At 64.6% G+C, this 23,482-nt stretch carries 20 protein-coding genes; 10 read left to right on the top strand and 10 right to left on the bottom strand.

What is annotated here, in order from left to right; all coding sequences use genetic code 11:
* Positions 1-271: 271 nt before the first annotated feature.
* From K3F49_RS17555 to K3F49_RS17520, 8 genes are all read right to left on the bottom strand, one after another.
* Positions 272-1,246, bottom strand: coding sequence for a hypothetical protein (locus K3F49_RS17555; RefSeq protein ID WP_234682204.1), 975 nt, complete (start codon positions 1,244-1,246; stop codon positions 272-274).
* A gap of 84 nt (positions 1,247-1,330) precedes the next feature.
* Positions 1,331-1,897 (bottom strand): thioredoxin family protein, encoded by a 567-nt coding sequence (locus K3F49_RS17550; protein ID WP_234682203.1) that lies wholly within the window; start codon positions 1,895-1,897, stop codon positions 1,331-1,333.
* A 30-nt stretch (positions 1,898-1,927) separates the two neighbouring features.
* Entirely contained in the window at positions 1,928-2,626 is a 699-nt protein-coding gene (locus K3F49_RS17545; RefSeq protein WP_234682202.1) for a cytochrome c biogenesis CcdA family protein, read from the bottom strand.
* A gap of 309 nt (positions 2,627-2,935) precedes the next feature.
* Positions 2,936-3,547, bottom strand: a complete 612-nt coding sequence (locus K3F49_RS17540) for a sigma-70 family RNA polymerase sigma factor (RefSeq protein WP_234682201.1) — start codon at positions 3,545-3,547, stop codon at positions 2,936-2,938.
* 276 nt (positions 3,548-3,823) lie between these two features.
* A complete protein-coding gene (locus K3F49_RS17535; RefSeq protein WP_195801127.1) occupies positions 3,824-4,561 on the bottom strand; it encodes a response regulator in 738 nt (245 codons plus the stop codon).
* 24 nt (positions 4,562-4,585) lie between these two features.
* Positions 4,586-6,331: an ATP-binding response regulator gene (locus K3F49_RS17530; RefSeq protein WP_234682200.1), complete on the bottom strand. Its 1,746-nt coding sequence runs from the start codon at positions 6,329-6,331 to the stop codon at positions 4,586-4,588.
* Positions 6,301-8,322 carry a sensor histidine kinase gene (locus tag K3F49_RS17525; RefSeq protein ID WP_234682516.1) on the bottom strand — a complete coding sequence of 674 codons (2,022 nt, stop codon included), beginning with the start codon at positions 8,320-8,322 and terminating at the stop codon, positions 6,301-6,303. The genes K3F49_RS17530 and K3F49_RS17525 overlap by 31 nt, the downstream gene beginning before the upstream one ends.
* A gap of 63 nt (positions 8,323-8,385) precedes the next feature.
* Positions 8,386-9,381 (bottom strand): TRAP transporter substrate-binding protein, encoded by a 996-nt coding sequence (locus K3F49_RS17520; protein ID WP_234682199.1) that lies wholly within the window; start codon positions 9,379-9,381, stop codon positions 8,386-8,388.
* 219 nt (positions 9,382-9,600) lie between these two features.
* Between K3F49_RS17520 and ugpB the strand changes: the two genes are divergently transcribed.
* From ugpB to K3F49_RS17470, 10 genes are all read left to right on the top strand, one after another.
* Positions 9,601-10,926, top strand: a complete 1,326-nt coding sequence (gene ugpB / locus K3F49_RS17515; RefSeq protein ID WP_234682198.1) for a sn-glycerol-3-phosphate ABC transporter substrate-binding protein UgpB — start codon at positions 9,601-9,603, stop codon at positions 10,924-10,926.
* Between the two features lie 153 nt (positions 10,927-11,079).
* Positions 11,080-12,027, top strand: coding sequence for an aminoglycoside phosphotransferase family protein (locus K3F49_RS17510; protein ID WP_234682515.1), 948 nt, complete (start codon positions 11,080-11,082; stop codon positions 12,025-12,027).
* A gap of 370 nt (positions 12,028-12,397) precedes the next feature.
* Positions 12,398-14,020, top strand: coding sequence for an ABC transporter substrate-binding protein (locus K3F49_RS17505; RefSeq protein WP_234682197.1), 1,623 nt, complete (start codon positions 12,398-12,400; stop codon positions 14,018-14,020).
* A gap of 231 nt (positions 14,021-14,251) precedes the next feature.
* Entirely contained in the window at positions 14,252-15,265 is a 1,014-nt protein-coding gene (locus K3F49_RS17500) for an ABC transporter permease (protein WP_234682196.1), read from the top strand.
* Positions 15,266-15,268: 3 nt separating this feature from the next.
* Positions 15,269-16,168, top strand: coding sequence for an ABC transporter permease (locus K3F49_RS17495; protein WP_234682195.1), 900 nt, complete (start codon positions 15,269-15,271; stop codon positions 16,166-16,168).
* A gap of 94 nt (positions 16,169-16,262) precedes the next feature.
* Positions 16,263-17,981 carry a dipeptide ABC transporter ATP-binding protein gene (locus K3F49_RS17490; protein WP_234682194.1) on the top strand — a complete coding sequence of 573 codons (1,719 nt, stop codon included), beginning with the start codon at positions 16,263-16,265 and terminating at the stop codon, positions 17,979-17,981.
* A 26-nt stretch (positions 17,982-18,007) separates the two neighbouring features.
* Entirely contained in the window at positions 18,008-18,187 is a 180-nt protein-coding gene (locus K3F49_RS17485) for a DUF4089 domain-containing protein (protein ID WP_018316853.1), read from the top strand.
* 7 nt (positions 18,188-18,194) lie between these two features.
* Positions 18,195-19,589 carry an AtzE family amidohydrolase gene (locus K3F49_RS17480; protein ID WP_234682193.1) on the top strand — a complete coding sequence of 465 codons (1,395 nt, stop codon included), beginning with the start codon at positions 18,195-18,197 and terminating at the stop codon, positions 19,587-19,589.
* Between the two features lies 1 nt (position 19,590).
* The gene (gene hpxZ, locus K3F49_RS17475) at positions 19,591-19,983 is read left to right on the top strand and encodes an oxalurate catabolism protein HpxZ (RefSeq protein WP_234682192.1); all 393 of its coding nucleotides are present in this window, start codon (positions 19,591-19,593) and stop codon (positions 19,981-19,983) included.
* Positions 19,984-19,988: 5 nt separating this feature from the next.
* A complete protein-coding gene (locus K3F49_RS17470) occupies positions 19,989-20,711 on the top strand; it encodes a GntR family transcriptional regulator (RefSeq protein ID WP_234682191.1) in 723 nt (240 codons plus the stop codon).
* Between the two features lie 143 nt (positions 20,712-20,854).
* Here the strand turns inward: K3F49_RS17470 and atzF are convergent, their stop codons facing one another.
* Both atzF and K3F49_RS17460 read right to left on the bottom strand, forming a co-directional pair.
* Complete coding sequence (gene atzF / locus K3F49_RS17465; RefSeq protein WP_452101109.1) at positions 20,855-22,660, bottom strand: allophanate hydrolase; 1,806 nt, start codon at positions 22,658-22,660, stop codon at positions 20,855-20,857.
* Between the two features lie 205 nt (positions 22,661-22,865).
* The gene (locus K3F49_RS17460) at positions 22,866-23,360 is read right to left on the bottom strand and encodes a MarR family winged helix-turn-helix transcriptional regulator (RefSeq protein ID WP_234682189.1); all 495 of its coding nucleotides are present in this window, start codon (positions 23,358-23,360) and stop codon (positions 22,866-22,868) included.
* Positions 23,361-23,482: the final 122 nt, after the last annotated feature.

Here is a 23,482-nt window from a genome sequence, read left to right as displayed (position 1 = left end):
CAGGGGCAGCTTCGTGGCAAGTTAAAGGCGCTGCCCTCTGGTATGTCACGAGAATGCTTTGGTTTTTTGACGGGCCCCGGCAATGCCATGAACGGGGGATGGCGCGAAAAGCAGTGGTCGCGGCCACCTCTTCAGGGTGGAGCGGCCAAATCTGCATCCACAAATGCCGTCATGCCCGGGCTTGTCCCGGGCATCCACGTTCTTGGTGCCGTGTGTGCAGACGTGGATGGCCGGGACAAGCCCGGCCATGACGATGTGGAAGCAGGGTGCTCTAGATCTGACTGGCCTCCGCCCCAATCCCGAGCCGCCGTACGATCTCGGCGCCCACGGCGCGGGCCTCGTTGCGCGAGCCGATGCGGGGGCTGCGAAACCGTCGTCCGGACTGCAACCGGATCGCCACGATGCAGTGCTCGTCCTCGGATCGGCCGCGGCGTTCGACCGTGATCGCTTTCACATCCTGCCCTTCGATATGGTCGGCGCGCGGCTGGCCGTTGCCCCAGAGGCGCTCGACGCGGATATCGCCCTCGCGAATGACCCAGAAGGCGCCGGTCACGAGATTGGCGAATCGGTAGACCGCGAATGCGGCAATCGCGCCAAGCGGCAGCAGCATGATGTCGATCGAATTGGGCGGCCATCCGCGCCAGAGCTTGTAGGCGTAGGGCACGGCGGACAAGGCGACGGCGATCAACGCAACGATCCGGATGTCCCGCACGGAAAACGGCTCGAGAGGTTCGCCAAGACGCATCTCGGGATTGCTGGCATCGAGGGGATTAACCGGCGCTTCGACACCGGCAACGTCGAATTGCGCGGCGATCCGGGCCACGGTGTCCCGCACATGCGTGACGTCCGAGAGCGGCGGGGAGGTCAGGCGTTCGCCCGAGGCAAGCGTGAAGGCCAGCTGGAAGCGGGCTTTTGCGGTCTTGCTGCCGGGAACCTGAAGCTCCCTGATGTCGTCTTTCGCGACGATCCGCGTCTGGAGCTTCCCGAACGGACGTTGCTTTCCGATCAGGATCTCATCCGGCGTGATGATCCATACCACCGCCGGCGTCAGCATCACGGCGCCGACGAACGCGGCGCCCGCCAGCAGCGCGACCACGGAGATGACCACTTCGAGGAAGTCGTGCGTGAACAGGCCCGGTGTGAAACACAGCGCGACGGCCGCCGCAGAGCCGGCCACGACCAGCCGCTGCGCGATCGAGGAGCCTTCGCGGAGGCGGATATCGTTGCTGGTGGTCGTGTCGTTCATTGCGGCGGCTGATGTCGAGGCCGCGAAACTCCACGGACGGGTCCGTGAAGTCAAGCAGCAACGCAAAGGGCCGCTGCATGCGGGTCAGCTATTGGCGCTCAGCAGCTTGGCCACGGTGCGGTCGATCTCGTCGTAGCGGCCTTCGCCTTCGTGCTGAAACACGATCTTGCCGCTCTGGTCGATGATGTATTGCGCCGGCCAATATTGGTTGCGGTAGGCGTTCCAGGTTTTGGAATCATTGTCCTGCGCCACCGGATAGGTGATGCCGTGGCGCTTCAGTGCGGCCTGCACGTTGGCGGCGGAGCGCTCGAACGGGAATTCCGGCGTGTGCACGCCGACCACGACGAGGCCCTTGTCCTTGTATTTTGCATAGAGGTCGGTGACGTGCGGCAGCGTGTTGACACAGTTGACGCAGCCATAGGTCCAGAAGTCGACCAGCACGACCTTGCCGCGGAGGTCGGCGATCGTGAGCGGCTTCGAGTTGAACCAGTTGCCGATGCCGGCGAAGTCGGGTGCGGTCGCCGTTTGGCTGGCGGCCGCGACCTTGACCGGCGCCGCAGGCGTGGCCTCGTCGCAGATGCCGGGGATGACGGCGCCGGTGACGGCGAAGCCGATCAACGCGGCGGAGACGGCGAGCAGCTTGAAGGTCATGGACGTGTTCTCCGTTGAGAGGTGAAGCGATCACAGGCCGATCTGGCCGGTGGGGTAGAAGCCGGTGAGCCACGCCACGATCAGCGTGTCGTATTGGAAATAGGCGGCGAGCGCGAAGGCGATCACGACGACGCCAAAGCCCTGCTGCAGGCGTGGCGAGATGCGTGCGAGGCTGCGCACGCGCGTGGTTGCGGCCTGTCCGCCATAGGCGATCGCGAGCATCGGGATCGCAGCGCCTATGGCGTAGGCGATCAGCAGCGTGCCGGCCCAGGCCAGATTCTTCGACGTCGCGACCAGCGTCAGGATCGAGCCGAGCACGGGGCCGGCGCAGGGCGTCCAGACCAGGCCCAACGTTGTCCCGAGCACGAGGCCGCCGAGTGCGCTTTCGCGCTGCGTGCCGCTTGCTGCGCCGAGATTGAGCCAGCCATTGAGCCGGATCGACAGCCATTCGAACGGCGCCGGCCACAGCATCAGCAGGCCGAAGCCGAGCAACAGGATAGAAGCCGCCTCGCGCAGCACATTCGGGTCGAAATCGAATGCCTGCGTCAGTGCACCCAGCAGCAGCGCGACCGCGGAGAAGGACATGACGAAACCGAGCGCGATCATCGCGGGCCGCAGTTGCGACGTGTGCCCGACCGAGGCGCCGAGCAGGATCGGCAACATCGGCAGCGTGCAGGGGGCGGCGATGGTGAGGATTCCGGCGAGGACGGCGAAGAGAAGTTCGAGCATGGGGCACTCGTGATGGATGTCACGAGGGCAGTTCGGGATGGAGGTGGGGATCGTTACGCGGTGTCACGCGCTCGTGACGGCGGAGGCTGCGCTTGCGCCATCCCCAGACACAAAACGACCCGGAGGGGGGCATCCCGTCCGGGTCGTTGGAGGTCTTGGGAGGTTTAACGAAACCGTATGTGATCTTTATAGGGACGAAGTTTTTCCGCCTGATGTTGTGGTTTGTTTCATTTGTTTCGTCGGCGGTAACGCTTTCGTGTCCCGGGACGGGGCCGGCGATCCGGCCCTATCCCATTGAAATCATTTGCCCTAGGCGGCGAAGCGGTCGACGCCGCAATTCTTAAGCAAATCGGCGAGCTGCTTGCGCGCGTAGAACATCCGGGTCTTCACCGTGCTCTGGGGGATGCCGATGATCTGCCCGACCTCCTCCACCGACTTCTCATGGTAGTAGACGAGGGTGATGATCTCGCGATGCGCGGGTGACAGTTTTTGCACGCAGGCGCGCAGGATGGCGCTGGTGTCGCTGCGGTCGAGCGAGGTCTCGGGCGTGTCGCAACCGTCCGGGATCTGCCGCACGTCTTCCTGGTCGATGTCCTCGAACCGGCGCTGGCGCATCGCGGTCAGCGCCTTGAAGCGGGCGATCGACAGCAGCCAGGTCGAGACCTGCGAGCGACCCTGGAACTGCCCAGCGGTCCGCCACACGTCCAGGAACACCTGGCTGACCAGGTCTTCCGCCGTGGTGGCATCGCGCACGATGCGCAGGATGAAGCGGTAAACCCGCACGCTGTGACGGCAATAAAGGATGTGCATGGACGTCCGGTTGCCGTCGGCAATGCTCTCGAGGAGCATGTCGTCCGAGGTCGCCTGAGCGGCGATGATGCTCTGGCTGGCTTGGGCGTTGATGGCGATGACGTTCGGCATTGACTTAGCTCCCCGGTGCGCCGCAACCGAGCGGCGTTTCCTTGGACCAAAGTGTTAATGAGCCAACGTTTCGGGACGTCTGCACGAAAAGCGGAAAATGGTTTCGTGCGCCGCCAAATTGTTTCGTCGGACAAAGCGCGACGAAACATTGGGGGCAGAAAAGCGTGGAATTTCAATGGTTGGAAAATACGGTACTGGCGACTTGGACCAGGCGGAACGAATATTGGAGGCTTGCGTTGCGTGCGCGACCGCACACACCGCCTTCGCCGGAGGTCCTTACGCCTTCTCACCCGCCGGCGAGAACAGATAACCGCCGCCGCGGATGGTGCGGATCACGGCAGGCTTGGTCGGGTCGGGCTCGATCTTGCGGCGGATGCGCATGATGCGGAGGTCGACGGCGCGGTCGAAGGCTTCGGCGTCGCGCGCATTGGCCAGCTCCAGCAGGCGTTCGCGCGACAGCACGCGCTTCGGATTGGCCGCGAACACCTTGAGCAGCCCGAATTCCGACGCGGTCAGCGGATGCTCGTTGCCTTCGTCGTCGCGCAAAGCCTGGGCTTCGAGGTCGAGCCATTTCGTCCCGAACCGAACGAGCTGATCCTTGTCCGATTTCGCAGGCGCAGCTTCAGCGGCAGCGGCCTTCACCGGCGCGCTTCGCCGCAGCACCGAGCGGATTCGCGCCATCAGTTCGCGCAGCTCGCAGGGCTTTGCCACGTAATCGTCGGCGCCGAGCTCGAGGCCGACGACACGGTCGATCGGGCTCGCGGTCGCCGTCAGCATGATGACGGGAACGTTGATGCGGCTCTTGAGGTCGCGGATGATCGAGAGGCCGTCTTCCTCGGGCATGTTGAGGTCGAGCACGACGAGGTCGGGCATGCTGCCGTCGATCGCGGCGCGCAAGCTCTTTCCGCCGTCGCACAGCGTCACCGTGAAGCCGTGCATCTTGAGGTAATCGCCGACCATCTCCCGGGCCGGGGCCTCGTCGTCGACGATCATGATGTGCTGGCTTTGTGTCATGTCACTCAGATCTCGGTACTCGCGTTACGGCATCTCGGTCGCGGGCAGGGTGATGGTGAAGGTGGAGCCCTTGCCCGGGCCGTCGCTGTTGGCGGTGACCTCGCCGCCATGCATGTCGATAATACGCTTGACGATGGACAACCCAAGCCCTGTCGAGCTCTCACCTGCTGTCGGTTTTGCGGATAGCCGCTGGAACCGGCCGAACAGGCGGCCGAGATCCTCCGGCGACAGGCCGGCGCCCTCGTCGCTGACGCGGATGATGGTGTCGTGGCCCTCGTGGGTGACCGCGACGGTGATCTTGCCTGATATCGGCGAGTATTTGATGGCGTTGCTGATCAGGTTGTCGATTGCTTCGCGGATGCGGTCGGTGTCGCACATGGTGACGATGTTGGCCGGCGCGGTGACGGTGATCGCCTGCTGCTTGTTGACGGCGAGCGGCTGGTTGGCCTCGGCGACCTCCTTGACCAGCGCCGCGACGTCGACCGGCTCGCGGCGGATGGTGATGTCGAAGGCATCCGCCATCGCGTCCGAGATCAAGTGGTCGACCATCGTGGTCAGGCGCTTGGTGGCGTCGCGGATGTGATCGACCTGAGCAACCACGCCGCTCGACGAGGCGCCGGTCGAGATCAGCTCCTTCAGCATTTCGGTCCGGCCGAGGATGACGCCGAGCGGGTTCTTCAGATCGTGCGCGACGGTGCCCAGAATCTCGTTCTTGAAGCCGTTGGCGCGCTGCAGCCGCAGCCATTGCGCCGAGAGCCGCCGGTTGGCCTGCATCAGCGCGCGGGTGCGCTGGGCGACGCGGTCTTCCAGCTGCGTGTTGGCGTCCTGGAGCTGCTGGTAGAGGATGACGTTGTCGAACGCGATCGAGAGCCGGCTGGAGAAGATCTCCACCAGCGAGCGATCGGTCTCGGACAATTCGCGCTCGGCCTGGAGCAGCACCACGACCTCGCGGCCGGAGCCGGTGCGCAAGTAGATCACGCTGCGATGGTCGGCGAATTCGTTCTTGCGGCCCTGGAAGGCGGCTTCCACCATCGAGCGCAGATCGGGGTCGAGCGCCTTCGACGAGGTGGTGCCGATGAAGCGGCTGTAGCAGCCGCTGCCGGCAAGCACCGAGAGCTCTGCGTCGATGCCGCCATTGTCGCGCAAAACCAGTATACCGGCGCAATCGGCGTTGAGCAGCGAGGCGAGCTGGGTCAGCACGCCCTCGGCGAGCCGCTGCATCGACTTGAAGTCGTACAGCGTCGAGGCGGCGTCGATGATGATCTCGAGCCCGCGCCGGGTCTGCACCATGCGCTCGAGCTGCTGGTAGGAGCGCAGCGCGGCGGTCAGCGAGGTGAACAGCTTATCGGCGGTGAGCTCGGTCTTGGCCTTGTAGTCGTTGATGTCGTACTGCACGATCACGCGCCGCTCCGGCGCCTGGCCGGGCTGTCCGGTGCGCAGGATGATCCGCACGGTCTCGTTCTTGAGCTCGTTGCGGATGTATTCGACCAGCTCGAGGCCGGCGACGTCCGTCTCCATGATGACGTCGAGCAGCACCGCGGCGATGTCGTTGTGCGCCGCCATCAGCTTGCGACCTTCCGCCGCGGAATGGGCGGAGAGGATTTCCAGGCCCTGGCCGTTCAAGCTGTAGTCCGAGAGCGCAAAGCGGGTGCCGTCATGCACCGCCGGATCGTCGTCGATGACGGCGATCTTCCATTTCCGGGCGTCCATATCCTCCGACGCGGTACCGGTGTCGTCGATCAGGTGGAGGACATCGTCCTGTTCGGCCATTGCGAAGTCCCGTCACTTTCTGTGCTCTGCGCGCCGCCCTTGGCGATCCGCGGCATGATAATCCGAAAAGTAGTGCCTTGTCCCAGCTTGGATTCCAGCATCATCCGGCCGCCGAGCTGCTGGGTGACGAGGTTATAGACGATATGCAAGCCCAGTCCCGTGCCACCTTCATTGCGCCGAGTGGTAAAGAATGGGTCAAAGGCCTGGCGCTGCACGTCGGGGGTCATGCCGGCCCCGTCGTCGGCGAAGATGATCTCGATGTCGTCGGTGCCGCGCGGCCGCGCCGAGATCGTGATGGTGCCGGCGCGGCCGTCGGCAAAGGCGTGGTTGGCGGCGTTGAGGAACAGATTGGTCAGGATCTGGCCGTAGGAGCCCGGATAGCCGTCGAGCAGGAGCCCTTCGGGCACGTCGACCTGGAGCGTGATCGGCGAGCGCTTCAGCACGGGCCTCAAGCTCGCAATGATCTGGTCGGTCGCTTCGCTCAACGAGAATTGCCGGCGCTCGGCATGGGAGCGGTCGACCGCGACCTGTTTGAACGACTGGATCAGCTCGCCGGCGCGGGTGAGGTTGGCGACCAGCTGCTGCGAGGCGTCGCGCGAGGACTGCACGAACTCGTCGAGCTGCGAGCGGCGCAAGCCGCCGTCGCCCTTGAGCTGGGCCTCGAAGATCTCGCTGCGCCGCGCAAAACTCGAGGCCACGGTCAGGCTGATGCCGATGGGGTTGTTGACCTCATGGGCGACGCCGGCGACGAGTCCGCCGAGCGCTGCGAGCCGCTCGGCATCGATCAGATTCTGCTGCGCGGCGTTGAGCTCGAGCAGCGCGCTCTCGGCCTTTTCCTTCGACGCCCGCAGCTCGTCCTCGGTCTCGCGCTTGGCGATCGCGTTCTCGCGGAACACCTCCACCGCGCGCGCCATGGCGCCGACCTCGTCGCGGGCCTTGGTGCCCTGCACCTCGCGGCCGAGATCGCCGAGCGTGATCGCGCGCATCGCCGCCATGATCTGCTGCAGCGGCAGCCGGATCGACAGCGCGATCAAGACGCCGGCGGAGAGGATGATGCCGAGGAAGATCACCGCGATCGACAGCACCCGTCGCGAGATATCCGCCAGCGTGCGGTCAAACGTTTCCTGCGCCTTCTGCTCGCGGTGGCGCATTTTCGTCGAGAGATCGTCGATGGCGCCGATCGCCTCGGCCTGGCTGGCGTCGATAGTGTTGCGCAGCAACTCAGTGCGGTTGGTCAGTTGCTCGCTGAGTTTTGCAAAGCCCTCGCGCAGCGCCATGGTGCGGGCACCGAGCTTCTGCAACGCCATGCGCTGCAGATCGTTGTCGGCGAGATCGATCATGACCGGAATGGTCTTCTCGATCGTCTCGGTGTTGCGGCGCGCGTCGTCGGCGGCGCCGGGCGACAGCGACAGATAGTAGGAATTGGCCGCGACCAGCATCGCGGTGAAGGCCTCGCGCGACTTGCCGAGCGAGGGCCAGATCAGCGCGTCGCGATGGCCGGTTGCGCCCTCGATGATGGAGTACAGGCCCGCCATGTCCTTGGCCGGGCCCTGCACCTGCTCCTCATAGGTCCTGGCGATGGTCGCCTGCACGCTGCGCAGCTCGCCAAAGCCGTTGAGGAAGCGGTCGGTGGTGCGCTCCAGCTCCTCGACCGAGCCTGCCAGCATCGGGTCCTTGGCGGCGCGGTCGGTCAGCGTGCCGAGCACGGCCTCGCGCAGCAGCAGGATCTCGGCGAACAGGTCCGGGCTCGGCTGGTTGATGTAGCGGTGGATCAGGTTCTGCAGGCGCCCGGTCTCGCTCTCGAGCAACGCCAGGATCCGGTCGGATTCGCGCACCTGGCGGACGTCGTCCCAGGCCGAGCCCAGGACCTGCGCGCCGTTCCAGATCATCGCCACCAGCACGACCACCACGGCGGAGTTCAGCGCCGCGATCGACAGGATGCGCCAGCGGATCGGCACCGCCCGCAGCGCTCCGACGAGCCGCGCGCGCATCCGCCCGATCGCGCCGGGCGGCCGCTCTGCGAACTCGCTGTGTCCGGGCGCGATCAAGCGGCCTCACTCCACCTTTCGAATGCGTTCGATCAGCGCGGCCGCGGCGGGATCCTTCGCGGCCTTGGCGTAGATCGGCGCCATCGCGTCCTCGAACGGCTTGCGGTCGAGATCCTTGACAACGGTGATGCCGGCGGCCTCCGCCTTGTGCTGCGACTGCTCCTCGAGGTCGCGCCACTTCTCGCGCATGAACTGGCTGGAGCGCAACGCGGCCTCACGGAAAATCTGCTGGTCGTCGGCCGACAGGCTGCGCCAGGCCTTGAGCGAGATCACCAGCACCTCCGGGCTCATCGTGTGCTCGGTCAGGGTGTAGTAGCCGGCATATTTGTAATGGTCTGTCGTCACGAAGGATGGCCAGTTGTTTTCGGCGCCGTCGATCAGATGGGTCGCGAGCCCCGTGAGCACCTGCCCATAGGGCAATTCGACCGGCTCGGCGCCGAGCGAGCGGATCATCTGGCTCATCAACTCCGACTGCTGCACCCGGATCCGCAACCCCTTGAGATCGGCGATGCGCTTCACGGGGCGGTCCGCATTGTAGATCGAGCGTGCCCCGGAATCGTAGAAGGCCAGTCCGACGAAGCCGTAGGGCTCGAAGCTGCCCAAGATCTCGTTGCCGATCGGTCCGTCCAGCACCTTCTGCATGTGCTCGATGGACCGGAACAGGAACGGCATGGCGAGCACGTTCATCGCCGGGACGAAATTGCCGATCAGGGCCACATTGGTCCGGTTGAGGTCGATCGCGCCGGCGCGGGTCTGCTCGATCGTCTCCTTCTCCTCGCCGAGCTGGCGGGAGTGAAACACCTTGATCTCGTGCCGGCCGCCGGTGCGCTCGGCGATCAGCGCGCCCATGTAGCGCAGCGCCTGGACGGTCGGGTAGTCCTCGGTCTGGGTGTCGGCGGCGCGGAATTCACGCGCAGCAGCGCCCGTCGCGCAGATGGCGAACAGAAGCGCGACGAAGATCACCCCGGCCCGTGAGAGTTCGGCACGGTTCAGCACTGGCACACTCAACCCCTCGGAGATGGAGTCTATGGCGGGACCAAAAGGTTCAAAGCAATCTAGCAGATGGTAGAGAGATGGCCATCCCGCCGGGGCCGGCTGGGCGATTGTGCGGCGCAGCCCGTCTTCATTCCCGGTTGAAACGCCAAGGGCCGCGCCTTAAGCAGGGTATAGCCTTGAGCAGAGTATAGTCGCCTTTTGCCGCTTGATCCGGGAAGAGCCATCGTGACTTCAGCATTGCGCCTTTTGCAGGTCGCCGCCGCCACTTTGGCCTTCGCCTTGAGCTGCGAAGCGCGCGCCGCCACCGACATCGCGTGGTGGCACGCCATGTCGGGCGAGCTCGGCAAGCAGCTCGAAAAGCTCGCTTCCGATTTCAACGCCTCGCAGTCCGATTACCGGGTGGTGCCGACCTACAAGGGCAATTACACCGAGACGGTGACGGCCGCGATCTTCGCCTTCCGCTCCCGCAGCCAGCCCGCGATCGTCCAGGTCAACGAGGTCGCAACGGCAACGATGACCGCGGCCAAGGGCGCGATCTATCCGGTCTACAGCATGATGCGCGACATGGGCGAGCCGTTCTCGCTCAACGACTATCTTCCGGCGGTCTCCGGCTATTATACCGACGCCGCCGGCAATCTGCTGTCGTTCCCGTTCAACTCGTCGACGCCGATCCTCTATTACAACAAGACCATGTTCCGCGACGCCGGCCTCGATCCGGAGACGCCGCCGAAGACCTGGCCCGAGCTGGGCGCCGCTGCAAAGCGCCTGCGCGACCGCGGCGCCGTTTGCGGCTTCACCACGTCCTGGCCGTCCTGGATCAACGTCGAGAACTTATCGGCGTTTCACAATCTGCCGCTGGCGACGCGCGCGAATGGCTTTGCCGGCCTCGATGCGGAATTGACCATCAACAACCCGGTCGTGGTCAAGCACATTGCGCAGCTCGCCGAATGGCAGAGGACAAAGTTGTTCGACTATAGCGGCCGTGGCCAGTCGGCCGAGCCGCGCTTCCAGAACGGCGAATGCGGCATCTTCATCGGCTCCTCGGCGACGCGCGCCGACTTCAAGGCCAATTCGAAGTTCGAGATCGGCTACGGCATGATGCCGTATTGGCCCGACGTGAAAGGCGCACCGCAGAATTCGATCATCGGCGGCGCCACGCTGTGGGTGCTGCGCGACCGGCCGCGCGAGGAATACAAGGGCGTGGCGCGGTTCTTCGCCTATCTGTCGCAGCCCGGCGTGCAGGCCGCCTGGCATCAGAACACCGGTTATTTGCCGATCACCCGCGCTTCTTTCGAGCTGACGCGCGCGCAGGGCTTTTACGAGCGCAATCCGGGTTCGGCGATCTCGTTCGAGGAGATTACGTTGCATCCGCCGACCGAGAATTCGAAAGGCATAAGGCTCGGCTCCTTCAACCTGATCCGCGGCACGATCGAGGAGGAGCTCGAGCAGGCCTTCTCCGGCCAGAAGAGCGCGCAAGTCGCGCTCGATGCCGCAGTCGAGCGCGGCAACAAGCTGCTGCGCCAGTTCGAACGCGCGAGCCCGGAGCGGTAGCGGGGATGGAAGCTCGGCGTTAGAGCCCACGACCTTTCCACAGCGTCATGCCCGGGCTTGTCCCGGCCATCCACGCCTTGACCGCAGCGCGAAGAACGTGGATGCCCGGGACAAGGCCGGGCATGACGAACTCAAATGTCCATCAAGATTGCGATGCCGATGACTCTTCCTCACTTCGCCGACGCACAGGCCTTTCGCGCCTGGCGTTCCAACCCGCCGCAATGGCTGCCGATCGCGCTCGACATCGCGCGCGGCCACGGTCTCGATGTCAGCGCGCCGCATGTGTTTGCAACCGGCACCAATCTCGTGGTCGGGCTGAGTGGCAAGCTGATCCTGAAAATCTTTCCGCCACTGCTGCGCGCGCAATTCGTCTCCGAGCGCGGTTCGCTGATGCAGCTCGAGAACCGGCTATATCTGCCGATCCCCAAAATCGTCGCGGAGGGGATGCGCGATGGCTGGCCTTATCTGATCATGACGCGCCTCGCCGGCACGCTCGGCTCGGAGGTCTGGCCGTCATTGCCGGAAGTGCAGAAGGAGCGCGTGCTGCGTCAGATCGGCGAGACCATTGCCGCCGTGCAGCGCGTGCCGCTCGGCCCGCTCGCGCACATCGAGCCGCGCTGGGATGCGTTCATGCGCGCACAGATGCAGGGATGCCGCGCGCGGCACGAACGTCTCGGCCTCGCACCGAAATTCCTGGCCGGCCTCGACGATCTCCTGCGTGATGCCGCGACGCTGATTCCGATGGACGCGCCGCCGGTGATCCTGATCGGCGAATACATTCCGGAGAATTTTTTGCTCGCCTGCCATGACGGCGACTGGTCGCTCGCCGGCCTGTTCGACTTCGGCGACGTCCGGGCGGGCTGGCGCGATTACGATCTGCTCGGCCCGAGCGCCTTCATGTCGGCGGGCCGGCCGGGGAGGGTGCGCGGCCTGCTCGAAGGCTTTGGCTATGAGAAGCCGGACCACGCGCTGAAGCGGCGCCTGATGGCCCTGATGCTGCTGCACCAGGCCAGCGACCTCAACAGCCACATCTGTATCGAGGGCTGGCAGGACAAGGTGGACGATCTGGTCGACCTTCAGGAGTTGATCTGGGCGGAGTGATCGCTCCATCAGCCGTCATTGCGAGCGCAGCGAAGCAATCCAGACCGCCTCAGCGGAAAGACTCTGGATAGCTTCGCTGCGCTCGCAATGACGAGTTTGAGGGGCGAACTTTCACCCTCTCGATAGCTCGCGGAGGTCGTAGCTCCGCTGCGCACATTTAATAAGCCACTGCTCATATCTGTCTATCTAATAAGCAAATGCCGCTCTTTGTATGCAATGCATAAGATCTGAGCGTTGGCGTCTCGGTGCCTACCTCCATAATTTTCTTGTGATATCAATGCATTAAAGCGCGGCCGCCATCTCGTTAAGCCTTGGCACGAACCTTGCGAATCCAGTTCCAACCAGAAACTTTTTGAGTTGGAGCATCCTCATGAAGCGCCGCGATTTCCTCAGATCCGTGTCCGGATTAGCCGCCGGCGCGGCGCTTCCGGCGATGCCACAGGTCATCTCCTCGGTCCATGCCGATGCGCGCTCGGAGACGCTGCTGATTGTCTCCGAAGGCGGCCCCAACAATCTCGACATCCACGGCGTCGGCACCAACGTGCCCGGCTATGAAGTCTCCTGGAATTGCTACGACCGGCTGATCAGCCACGAGATGAAGACCGGTCCCGGCGGCGTGCCCTATTACGACCGCGACAAGTTCAAGCCCGAGCTCGCCGAGGAGTTCAAGATCGACGACATGTCGGTCACCTTCAAGCTGCGCAAGAACGCCAAATTCCACGACGGCACGCCCGTCACCGCCAAGGACGTGAAGTGGTCGCTCGATCGTGCGGTCAGCGTCGGCGGCTTCCCGACCTTCCAGATGAGCGCGGGCTCGCTGACCAAGCCGGAGCAGTTCGTCGTCATCGACGACTATACCGTGCGCGTCGACTTCCTGAAAAAGGACAGGCTGACGGTCCCCGATCTCGCGGTCATCGTGCCCTGCATCGTCAACTCCGAGCTCGTCAAGAAGAACGCCAACGAGAAGGATCCCTGGGGCCTCGAATTCACCAAGCAGCAGACCGCGGGCTCCGGCGCCTACAAGGTGACGAAGTGGACCGCCGGCACCGAAGTGATCATGGAGCGCAACGAGGATTGGATCTGCGGTCCGCTGCCGAAGATCAAGCGCGTGATCTGGCGCATGGTGCCGCAGGCCGGCAACCGCCGTGCGCTGCTGGAACGCGGCGACGCCGACGTCTCCTACGAACTCCCAAACAAGGATTTCCAGGAGATGAAGGCCAACGGCAAGCTCAACGTGGTGTCGCTGCCGTTCTCCAACGGCATCCAGTATATCGGCATGAACGTCACCAAGCCGCCGTTCGACAATCCCAGGGTACGTCAGGCGGTCGCCTACGCGCTGCCCTATCAGAAGATCATGGACGCCGTGATGTTCGGGCTGGCGAACCCGATGTTCGGCGCACCCAAGGACAAGCCGACCGAAGTCGCCTGGCCGCAGCCGCACAAATACAACACCGACATCGAGAAGGCGAAAGCGCTGATGGCGGAAGCGGGCCTCGCCGGCGGCTTCGAGACCACGATCTCGTTCGATCTCAATTTTGCCGGCGTCAACGAGCCGCTCTGCGTGCTGGTGCAGGAGAGCCTGGCGCAGATCGGCATCAAGACCACCATCAACAAGGTGCCCGGCGCCAACTGGCGCACGGAGTTGAACAAGAAGGAGATGCCGCTCTTCACCAACGTGTTTTCGGGCTGGCTCGATTACCCCGAATACTTCTTCTACTGGTGCTATCACGGCAACAATTCCGTCTTCAACACCATGAGCTACAAGTCGGCGGAGATGGACAAGCTGATCGACGGCGCGCGGACCGCGGCCGCGACCGGCGACATGGCAACCTACGATGCCGACGTGAAAGGCTTCGTCGATCTCGCCTACACCGACATCCCGCGCATCCCGCTGTACCAGCCCTTCGTCAACGTCGCGATGCAGAAGAACATCTCAGGCTACCAATACTGGTTCCACCGGAGGCTCGACTATCGCGCGATGGCAAAGGGGTGAGGCCATGCTGAGCGCGCGCGACATGGCCGCGTCTCTCGGTGTCTCGTGGTCGAGTGAGGTGAGCACGCTCTTCAGGCTCCCTCCCCCCTTGTGGGGGAGGGTTGGGGAGAGGGGTAGCCACAAACTCCGACCCCTCCCGCGGCCACCCCTCTCCCTAGCCCTCCCCCACAAGGGGGGAGGGAACGCAGCTCCGCGTACCGAGAGAGCTTTGTCCAAGACAAGGAAGCCGCCATGCTGACCATGATCGGCAAGCGCCTGATGTTTGCGATTCCCTCGCTGATCGGCGTCGTCATCGTCACCTTCCTGCTCACGCGCGCATTGCCGGGTGATCCCGCGGCCTATTTTGCCGGCCCCGCGGCCACAAAGGAAGCCGTCGAACAGATCCGCAAAAAACTCGGCCTCGACAAGCCGCTGATCGAGCAGTTCTTCCGCTACACCAACGATCTCGCGCACGGCGATTTCGGCAACTCGCTCACGACAGGCCAGCCGGTCGCAGCTGAAATTCGCAACCGCCTTCCGGCTTCCGCCGAGCTGACACTGCTTGGGCTGATCGTCTCCATCGCCATCGCCATCCCGCTCGGTGTGCTGGCGGCGACGCGGCCGGGGTCATGGATTGACCATCTATGTCGCATCACGACAACAGCGGGCGTCTCGCTCCCCGTCTTCTTCACCGGCCTCGTGCTGGTCTATGTCTTCTATTTCCGGCTCGGCTGGTCACCGGCGCCGCTCGGTCGCCTCGACGTGTTCTACAGCGCGCCGCCGGCGGTCACCGGCTTCTTTCTGATCGACACGCTGATCGCGCGTGATTTCGAGGCGTTTCGTTCGGCGCTGAGCCAGCTCATCCTGCCGGCGACGACGCTGGCGATCTTCTCACTGGCGCCGATCGCGCGCATGACGCGCGCCTCGATGCTGGCGGTGCTGGGGAGCGAATTCGTCCGCACCGCGCGTGCCAGCGGCCTGTCGCCGGCGACCGTCATCGTCACCTACGCCTTCCGCAACGCCATGCTGCCTGTGATCACCACGCTCAGCATGGTGTTCTCGTTCCTGCTGGGCGCCAATGTGCTGGTCGAAAAAGTGTTCGCCTGGCCCGGCATCGGCTCCTACGCGGTGGAAGCGCTGATCTCGTCGGACTTCGCGCCGGTGCAGGGTTTCGTGCTGACCATGGCGGTGATGTATGTGCTGCTCAATCTCGTGATCGACATTCTCTATGGCGTGATCGATCCTCGCGTCAGGCTTGAGGGCTAAACCATGAGCTCTGCTGCACCCGCTGTTGAACCCGCCGGGCCTGCGCGAACCTCGGGGCTGGTCGCGATCCTCGAACAGACCCGCTACGTTCTCGGCGAGAACAAGGTCACGGGCTTTTCCTTTGCTCTTCTCGTTGTCATTCTGCTTGCCGCGATCTTCGGTCCCTATGTGGTGCCATACGATCCGCTGGCGTCCGACACCGCTGCGGCATTGAAGCCGCCCTCGGCCGCACACTGGTTCGGCACCGACCAGTTGGGCCGCGACATCTTCAGCCGCGTCGTGGTGGCGACGCGGCTCGATACCTTCATCGCGGTGGCCTCCGTCGTGTTGGTGTTTCTGATGGGCGGTCTCGCCGGCATCGCGGCGGGCTATTTCGGCGGCTGGACCGATCGCATCGTCGGCCGCATCGCCGACACCATCATGGCCTTTCCGCTGTTCGTGCTGGCGATGGGCATCGTCGCCGCGCTCGGCAATACCGTGCAGAACATCATTCTGGCGACCGCCATCGTGAACTTCCCGCTCTATGCCCGCGTCGCGCGCGCCGAGGCGAACGTGCGCCGCAATGCCGGCTTCGTGCAGGCGGCGCGTCTCTCCGGCAACGGCGAATTCCGCATCCTGCTGCTGCATATCCTGCCGAACATCATGCCGATCATGATCGTGCAGATGTCGCTGACCATGGGCTACGCCATCCTGAATGCCGCGGGCCTGTCCTTCATCGGCCTCGGCGTCCGCCCGCCGACCGCCGAATGGGGCATCATGGTCGCCGAGGGCGCGGGCTTCATGGTCTCGGGCGAATGGTGGATCGCGCTATTCCCCGGCCTTGCGCTGATGATCGCCGTGTTCTGCTTCAACCTCCTCGGCGACGGCCTGCGCGACATCGTCGATCCCCAGCGGAGGACGTGATGGCCTATTTTTCGCGAAAATTCTCCAACGATTCCAAAGCCGCTCTACTGTGCATGGGGTTGTTTTCGATTTCTTTGCGTGGGGGGAGGCCCTCGTGACCGCCCAACCGCTGCTCGACGTCCAGGATCTCACCGTCGAATTCACCACCCGCCGCGGCATCGTCAAGGCCGTGCAGCACGTCAACATCTCCGTCGCCAAGGGCGAGACGCTTGCCATCGTCGGCGAGTCCGGCTCCGGCAAGTCGGTGACATCCTATGCGGTGATGCGCATCCTCGATCGCGCCGGCAAGATCGCCGAGGGTTCGGTGATGTTTTCGGGCATCGACGTCAAGGCTGCGTCTGAAGCCCAGATGCGCGACCTGCGCGGCCGCGAAGTCTCGATGATTTTTCAGAACCCGCGTGCGGCGCTGAACCCGATCCGGAAAGTGGGCGACCAGATCGAGGACGTGCTGCGCACCCATGTGCAGCAGGCGATGGTTTCGGATCGTGGAGAAAAGGCGATCGAGGCGCTGGAGCAGGTCAAGATCGCCCGCCCGCGCGAGCGCTATCACGCCTATCCGTTCGAGCTCTCGGGCGGCATGTGCCAGCGTGTCGTCATCGCCCTCGCGCTCGCCTGCAACCCGCAGCTGCTGATCGCGGACGAGCCGACGACCGGGTTAGACGTCACCACGCAAAAGGCGGTGATGGACCTGATCGTCGAGCTGACCAAGCGCAAGGCGATGTCGACCATCCTGATCACCCACGATCTCGGCTTGGCGGCCGCCTATTGCGACCGAGTCGTGGTCATGGAAAAGGGCCGCGTGGTCGAGACCGCCAAGGCCGCCGATATCTTCGCCAACCCGCAACACCCCTACACCAAGAAGCTGATGCGCGCGACGCCGCGGCTCGGCGTGAGCCTGCGGGATTTGTTGCCGGAGGAGGAGGGCGCGGCTCTCGCGGAGTCTGCCCCGGCCGCCGCAGCAAGCGCGGAGAGCCAAAAGCCCCTCCTGCTCATCGAAAAGCTCGTCAAGGAATATCCCCGCCAGGGCGCCACCGCCACGCTCGGAAAACTGTTCGGCCGCAAGCCACCCGTGGAGCCGGATGTGTTCCGCGCCGTCGACGGCATCAGCTTCTCGATCGGCCACGGCGAGAGCGTCGGCCTGGTCGGCGAATCCGGCTGCGGCAAATCGACCACGTCGATGATGGTGATGCGGCTCTTGGACCAGACCTCCGGCCTGATCCAGTTCGACGGCGAGGATATCGGCGCCATCGCGCCCGCGTCCTTTGCCCGGCTGCCGCAGCGCAGCCGCATCCAGATGGTGTTCCAGGATCCCACCGACAGCCTCAACCCGCGCTTCACCGCCGCCCGCGCCATCGCCGATCCGCTTCTGCAGCTCGGCGACATCAGGCGTCGCGACGCGCTCCGCACCCGCTGCGAGGAGCTGGCCACCATGGTCGGCCTGCCGCACAATCTGCTGGATCGTTTTCCGCACCAGCTCTCCGGCGGCCAGAAGGCCCGCGTCGGCATTGCCCGCGCCATCGCCCTGCATCCAAAGTTGGTCATCCTGGACGAGCCGACCGCGGCGCTGGACGTCTCGGTGCAGGCGGTCGTCCTGAACCTGCTCCAGGACCTCAAGGCGCGGCTAGGTATGAGCTATCTGTTCGTCTCGCATGATTTGAATGTAGTGCGCTTGTTGTGCGATCGTGTCATTGTGATGCGGACGGGGCGGATCGTCGAGGAAGGCTCTTCCGAGAGGGTGTTGAGCGATCCGCAGGACGACTACACCAAGGAGCTGCTGACGGCGATCCCGCATCCGCCGTTGCAGGTACACTGAAAGCGCACTGATTGTTTGGGAGCGTGATGGCCGAGCCGCTGGACGATTATATCGACGCCGTATCGAAAGCGCTGGCGCTGCCGGTCGAGGAGGCATGGCGGCCCGCGGTGCGCGCCAATCTCGAAGTCTCGCTGCGGCTTGCCCGCCTGGTCGACGAATTCGCGCTGCCGGACGAAACCGAGCCCGCGCCGATTTTTACGGCCTGATGCTGCCATGACCACCAAGCCAGAGATGAATGCTGCGGACATCGCAAAGGCGGTGGCTGGCGGCAAGATGTCCGCGCTCGATGTGACTGAAGCGACCCTCGCACGTATCAAGCAGCACGACGGCGTTCTCAATTCCTTCACCGACGTCACCGCCGATCGCGCGCGCGCGAAAGCACGCGCGGTCGATGTCCAGATCGCCGCCGGCAAGACCGTCGGCCCGCTCGCCGGCGTGCCCTTTGCAGTGAAGAACCTGTTCGATGTCGCGGGTCTGCCCACGCGGGCCGGCTCGAAAATCAACCGCGACCTCGTACCTTCGAAGCGAGACGCGACGCTGATCGAGCGCATGGAAGCGGCCGGCGCCGTTCTCGTCGGCGCGCTCAACATGGGCGAGTACGCATACGATTTCACCGGCGAGAACGTCCATGACGGTCCCTCGCGCAATCCGCATGACACCACGCGGATGACCGGTGGTTCCTCCGGCGGCTCGGGCAGCGCCGTCGGCGGCGCGTTGGTGCCGATCGCGCTCGGCTCCGACACCAATGGCTCGATCCGCGTGCCGTCCTCCTTCTGCGGCATTTTTGGCCTGAAGCCGACCTATGGCCGGCTCTCGCGGGCGCGCTCGTTTCCGTTCGTGGCAAGCCTCGATCATCTCGGTCCGTTCGCACGCTCCGTCACCGATCTCGCGCTCGCCTACGATGCGATGCAGGGCCCGGATGCTGACGATGCCGCCTGCACCACGCGTGGCCTGGAGCCGACGCTGCCGCTGCTCGCCAATCCGACTTCCGATTTGCGGATCGCGATCGCCGGGGGCTACTTTCAGAAGAATTTGTTTCCGGAAGCCGTCGAAGCCGTCAGCCGCGTCGCCAAGGCGCTCGGGGCGACGAAGGTCGTTGACGTGCCCGAAGCCGTGCGCGCCCGCGCGGCGGCCTATGTCATCAGCACCACCGAAGGCGCATCGCTGCATCTCGATCGGCTGCGCAAGCGCCCGAACGATTTCGATCCGGCCGTGCGCGACCGGCTGATTGCTGGCGCCATGGTGCCCGCACCGCTGGTCGACCGCGCGCAAAAATTCCGCCGCTGGTATCGCGCGCAATTCGCCGAGATATTCAAATCGGTCGATGTGCTGATCGCCCCGGCAACGCCCTGCACCGCGCCAAAGCTCGGCCAGGTCAATTTCAATCTCGACGGCGTCGAACTGCCGGTGCGCGCCAATATCGGCATCCACACCCAGCCGATCTCGTTCATTGGCCTGCCCGTCGTCGCAGTTCCCGTGCCGATCGAGCCGCTACCGATCGGCGTGCAGATCATTGCTGCGCCCTGGCGCGAGGACATCGCGTTGCGCGTCGCGCACGCGTTGGAAAAGATGGGCGTGGTCGCCGCGCCGTCACCAAAAGGATTCTGAGATGGAGATCGATCTCCCCGACGTGATCGCGGAAGTCAAAGCCGCCTTCGAGCGCTATGAGCAGGCGCTCGTCACCAACGACGTCGCCGTGCTCGGCGAGCTGTTCCGCAACGATCCCCGCACGCTGCGCTACGGCATCGGCGAGAACCTCTATGGCTATGAGGCGATTTCCGGCTTCCGCGCGGGCCGCTCGCCGGTTGGGCTCAATCGCCGCACGGCCAAGACGGCGATCACCAGCTATGGCCGCGATACGGCCGTCGCCTCCACCCTGTTCTATCGCGACACCGCGCCCGGCAGGGTCGGCCGTCAGATGCAGACCTGGATTCGCTTCCCGGAGGGCTGGCGCGTCGTCGCTGCCCATGTCAGCATCATCGACGAGTCGAAAGAGACCTGAACCGTATGACGCTTGACGATTTTCCGCCCGGAACACTGCCGGCCGAGCCGGTGGTGCCGCGCGTCGACCGTGCCTCGCCATCGGTGCAGAAGGTCACGCGCGCCGAGGAGTTGCGTCTCCAGCTTGCCGACGAGATCGTCCGTGGAACCCTCGCGCCCGGCGCGCCGCTGGACGAGACCGACATCGCGCGGCGCTTCAGCGTCTCGCGCACGCCGGTGCGCGAAGCGCTGCGCCAGCTGGTGGCGAGTGGCTTGGTCGAGGCGCGTCCCCATCGCGGTGCGGTTGTGGCGCAACCCTCGTTCGAGCGGCTGACGAGCATGTTCGAGGCGATGGCGGAACTGGAGGCGCTGTGCGCCGGCCTCGCGGCCGAGCGGATGTCCGCTGCCGAGCGTCATGGTCTCGAAGCGATCCACGAGGAGCTCCGCGTTCTCAGCTACGCCGGCAATCCCGACCGCTTCCATGAGGTCAACGAGCGCTTTCATAACGCGATTTATGCAGGCTCGCAGAACGGCTACATCGCCGAGATCACGCTGGCGACGCGGGTCCGCGTGCAGCCGTTCCGCCGTGCCCAGTTCCGCAATCTCGGCCGTCTTGCAAAGTCGCAAGCGGAGCACGACCGCGTCGTCGTCGCCATCATGCGCGGCGACAAGCAGGGCGCCGCCGCTGCGATGCGCGCGCATATCGAACTGGTGCGCGGGGAGTATGAGATTTACGCGGTGTCGGTGTAGGCCGCGCACTCAGTGCCGTAGGGTGGGCAAAGGCGCAAAGCGCCGTGCCCACGATCTTTCCCGATTGATGGCGGTGGTGAGCACGCTTCCGCCCTCGCTCTTCGAGCTACGGCGGACAAGCCGCTTTGCCCACCCTACGAGACCTATGTTGTCGCGGCTTCCGCCATAAACTTCCGCCAGCCGCCATACGCCGTGATATCCCGCGCCTCGCCCAGCACTTCTGGCTCGACAAGGAATCCCTTCAAGCTGCGGCCATCGGCCAGGCGGATCGTACCGATCGCCATCGGTGCGGGGATCGCGTTGACGAAGTTGCCGAAGGCGGACGACGACAGCGACCAGATTTCGAGCTCGATCGACGCGCCCGTACCGGCCTCAACGCGCAGCAGGCCCGGCTTCGGTGGCGTGGTCTTCAACGCATAGAGCTTGTAGTCGGGCGCGGTCCTGGTCGCCTCGATCAGCTTTGCGTTCAACGTCTTCAATTCGCCGTTCAGCGCCATGCCGGAGAGATGCGCGCCGACCACGGCGATCGGGATCTCGTCGCCGCCGGTTGCGGAAAGTGCTGGAAGCGGTGCCTGCGCCACGCCCTTCGCACCAAGCGTCAACTGCGTATCGGCATGGAACACGCGGCCGATGCTCGCGAGCATCGCATCGCGGCCGGCGGGGGCGAGCAGCGTGATGCCGAACGGAAGGCCATCCGCGCGCATTGCCGCCGGTACGGCCAGACCGCAGAGATCGAGCAGGTTCACAAAATTGGTGTAGGTGCCGAGCCGGCTGTTGAGCTCGATCGGATTGGCCAGCACCTGCGCGGTCGTGTACGTCGTCGGCGCCGTCGGCAGCACCAGAGCGTCGATATTCGCAAACGTTCGCTCGGCGATCTTGCGCAGGCCCTGCAGGCGGTAGAGCGCTGAGAAAGTCTCCGCTGCCGTCAGCCGCGCCCCGGCCGCGGTGATCTCCCGCGTTACGGGGTGAATGGAATCAGGGGCGGATGCTAGCAGGTTCTTGATGACGAGATAACGCTCGGCAACCCAGGGGCCTTCATAGAGCAACCGCGCCGTCTCGTAGAACGGCTCGAGGTCGAACTCGATAAGCTCAGCGCCGAGTGCGGTCCAGCGCTTCAAGGCTTCACCGTACGCGGCCTCCGCCTTCTTGTCGCCGAAGAAGATCAGTTGCCCGTTGCGCGGAACGCCCAGGCGCAGATTTGCCGGGAAGGGCGTGAGCGCGCCAGGCGGCCGGTCGCGCGAGAACGGATCAGCCTGGTCCGACCCCGCCATCACGGAAAGGGCAAGGGCGGCGTCGTCGACCGTCAAAGCAAATACCGAGATGCAGTCGAGCGTACGGCAGGCCGGCACGATGCCGGCGGTCGAGATCATGCCGAGGCTCGGCTTCAGCCCGACGATGTTGTTGAGCATCGCCGGCACGCGGCCTGAGCCGGCCGTGTCAGTGCCGAGTGACAGCGGCACGAGGCCCGCGCCGACCGCCACCGCAGAGCCCGAGCTCGACCCGCCAGGAATGAGATCCTCGCGGATCGAATTTTTGGGAATGCCATAGGGCGAGCGCACGCCGACGAGGCCGGTTGCGAACTGGTCCAGATTGGCCTTGCCGATGATGATCGCGCCCGCGGCGCGCAGACGCTCGACCGCGGTCGAGTCGTGCGTCGGCGTATAGGAGAAGGCCGGGCAGGCTGCCGTGGTCGGGAAGCCCAGCGCATCGATATTGTCCTTCACCGCGACCGGCACGCCGTAGAGCGGCAGGCTGGCGGCATCCTTCGCGGCCAGCTTTTCGGCCTCCGCGATCGCGTCCTTCTCATCGCGCAGGCTGATGAAGATGGCGGGATCATTGTGGTCGCGGATACGCTGATAGGTCCGCGCGACCGTCTGCGCCGGCGTCATTGTGCCCGCGCGATGCGCGGCCACAATCGCGGCGATCGTTTCAGGCTGCTCAGCCCCCATCTCAGCCTTCATGGCGATAAAACTCCGGCAACAGGTCTCACCCGGATTGAAGCAAGCGATGTGCCATTGTGTACATTATCCGGGCAGCGCAGTCCCCTCCGATATTATCGTGAGATCAGGGACTTGGGGGATGCGCTGATTAGCGCGCAGGCTGTCGCGCCTCGGTCCGGTTCTGGGCATTTGCGCAAATATTGGGCAGTCGAGATCAGGTGAAGCCGGCGAGGATCTGAAGCAGCCGCTCCCGGTTGGCCTTGCCGATCTTCTCCTCGACATGCCGCTCGTGCTCGGCGGCGAGCCGCTTGAATTTGGCCAGCGCCGTCTCACCCTGGCCGGTGAGATGCAGCGCGTGCGAGCGCCGGTCCTCTTTCGACTTGATCCGCTTCACGAGCTTGCGCTGCTCGAGGCTGTCGAGTAGATGCACCAGCCGGGCACGTTCGATGCCGAGGCGCTTTGCCACCGCCATCTGCGAGAGCCCGGGATTGGCGCCGATCACGGTCAGCACCGAATACTGCGTCGGCTTGATATCGACGTCGCCCAGCGTCTTGATGAAATCCTGAAAAATCCAGATCTGGAAGCGCCGCACCGCGTAACCGGCATGGCCGACCAGCGCGTCGAGCCCGATCTCGTCCGCGTCGATCCGCCGCGCCGCGCCATTGCCGGTGCGTTTGCGGCGGGAAGTCCGGGCTGCGCTGGCTGTCACATCGTGTCTCCTGCCGCGCGAGCTTAGCGCCTCGACGGCTCCAACGGAAGATTGTTGTTGACGACAACAATTGCCCCGGCCAACATTATGGCCAAAGCTGCCCGGAACGAGGCGGCGGCCGA

Origin of the sequence: Bradyrhizobium monzae (assembly GCF_021458635.1) — a bacterium.
Classification (GTDB): domain Bacteria; phylum Pseudomonadota; class Alphaproteobacteria; order Rhizobiales; family Xanthobacteraceae; genus Bradyrhizobium.
Note: the sequence above shows the minus strand (reverse complement) of the source record. Positions and strands in the feature narration are given on the sequence as shown.

Coding starts and splice junctions, on each gene's coding strand:
- atzF (WP_452101109.1), bottom strand. CDS start 22,660: ATGGGGGCTGAGCAGCCTGAAACGATCGCCGCGATTGTGGCCGCGCAT.
- K3F49_RS17480 (WP_234682193.1), top strand. CDS start 18,195: ATGACCACCAAGCCAGAGATGAATGCTGCGGACATCGCAAAGGCGGTG.
- K3F49_RS17470 (WP_234682191.1), top strand. CDS start 19,989: ATGACGCTTGACGATTTTCCGCCCGGAACACTGCCGGCCGAGCCGGTG.
- K3F49_RS17535 (WP_195801127.1), bottom strand. CDS start 4,561: ATGACACAAAGCCAGCACATCATGATCGTCGACGACGAGGCCCCGGCC.
- K3F49_RS17485 (WP_018316853.1), top strand. CDS start 18,008: ATGGCCGAGCCGCTGGACGATTATATCGACGCCGTATCGAAAGCGCTG.
- K3F49_RS17550 (WP_234682203.1), bottom strand. CDS start 1,897: ATGACCTTCAAGCTGCTCGCCGTCTCCGCCGCGTTGATCGGCTTCGCC.
- K3F49_RS17530 (WP_234682200.1), bottom strand. CDS start 6,331: ATGGCCGAACAGGACGATGTCCTCCACCTGATCGACGACACCGGTACC.
- K3F49_RS17500 (WP_234682196.1), top strand. CDS start 14,252: ATGCTGACCATGATCGGCAAGCGCCTGATGTTTGCGATTCCCTCGCTG.
- K3F49_RS17555 (WP_234682204.1), bottom strand. CDS start 1,246: ATGAACGACACGACCACCAGCAACGATATCCGCCTCCGCGAAGGCTCC.
- K3F49_RS17495 (WP_234682195.1), top strand. CDS start 15,269: ATGAGCTCTGCTGCACCCGCTGTTGAACCCGCCGGGCCTGCGCGAACC.
- K3F49_RS17540 (WP_234682201.1), bottom strand. CDS start 3,547: ATGCCGAACGTCATCGCCATCAACGCCCAAGCCAGCCAGAGCATCATC.
- K3F49_RS17505 (WP_234682197.1), top strand. CDS start 12,398: ATGAAGCGCCGCGATTTCCTCAGATCCGTGTCCGGATTAGCCGCCGGC.
- K3F49_RS17525 (WP_234682516.1), bottom strand. CDS start 8,322: ATGCGCGCGCGGCTCGTCGGAGCGCTGCGGGCGGTGCCGATCCGCTGG.
- K3F49_RS17510 (WP_234682515.1), top strand. CDS start 11,080: ATGCCGATGACTCTTCCTCACTTCGCCGACGCACAGGCCTTTCGCGCC.
- K3F49_RS17545 (WP_234682202.1), bottom strand. CDS start 2,626: ATGCTCGAACTTCTCTTCGCCGTCCTCGCCGGAATCCTCACCATCGCC.
- hpxZ (WP_234682192.1), top strand. CDS start 19,591: ATGGAGATCGATCTCCCCGACGTGATCGCGGAAGTCAAAGCCGCCTTC.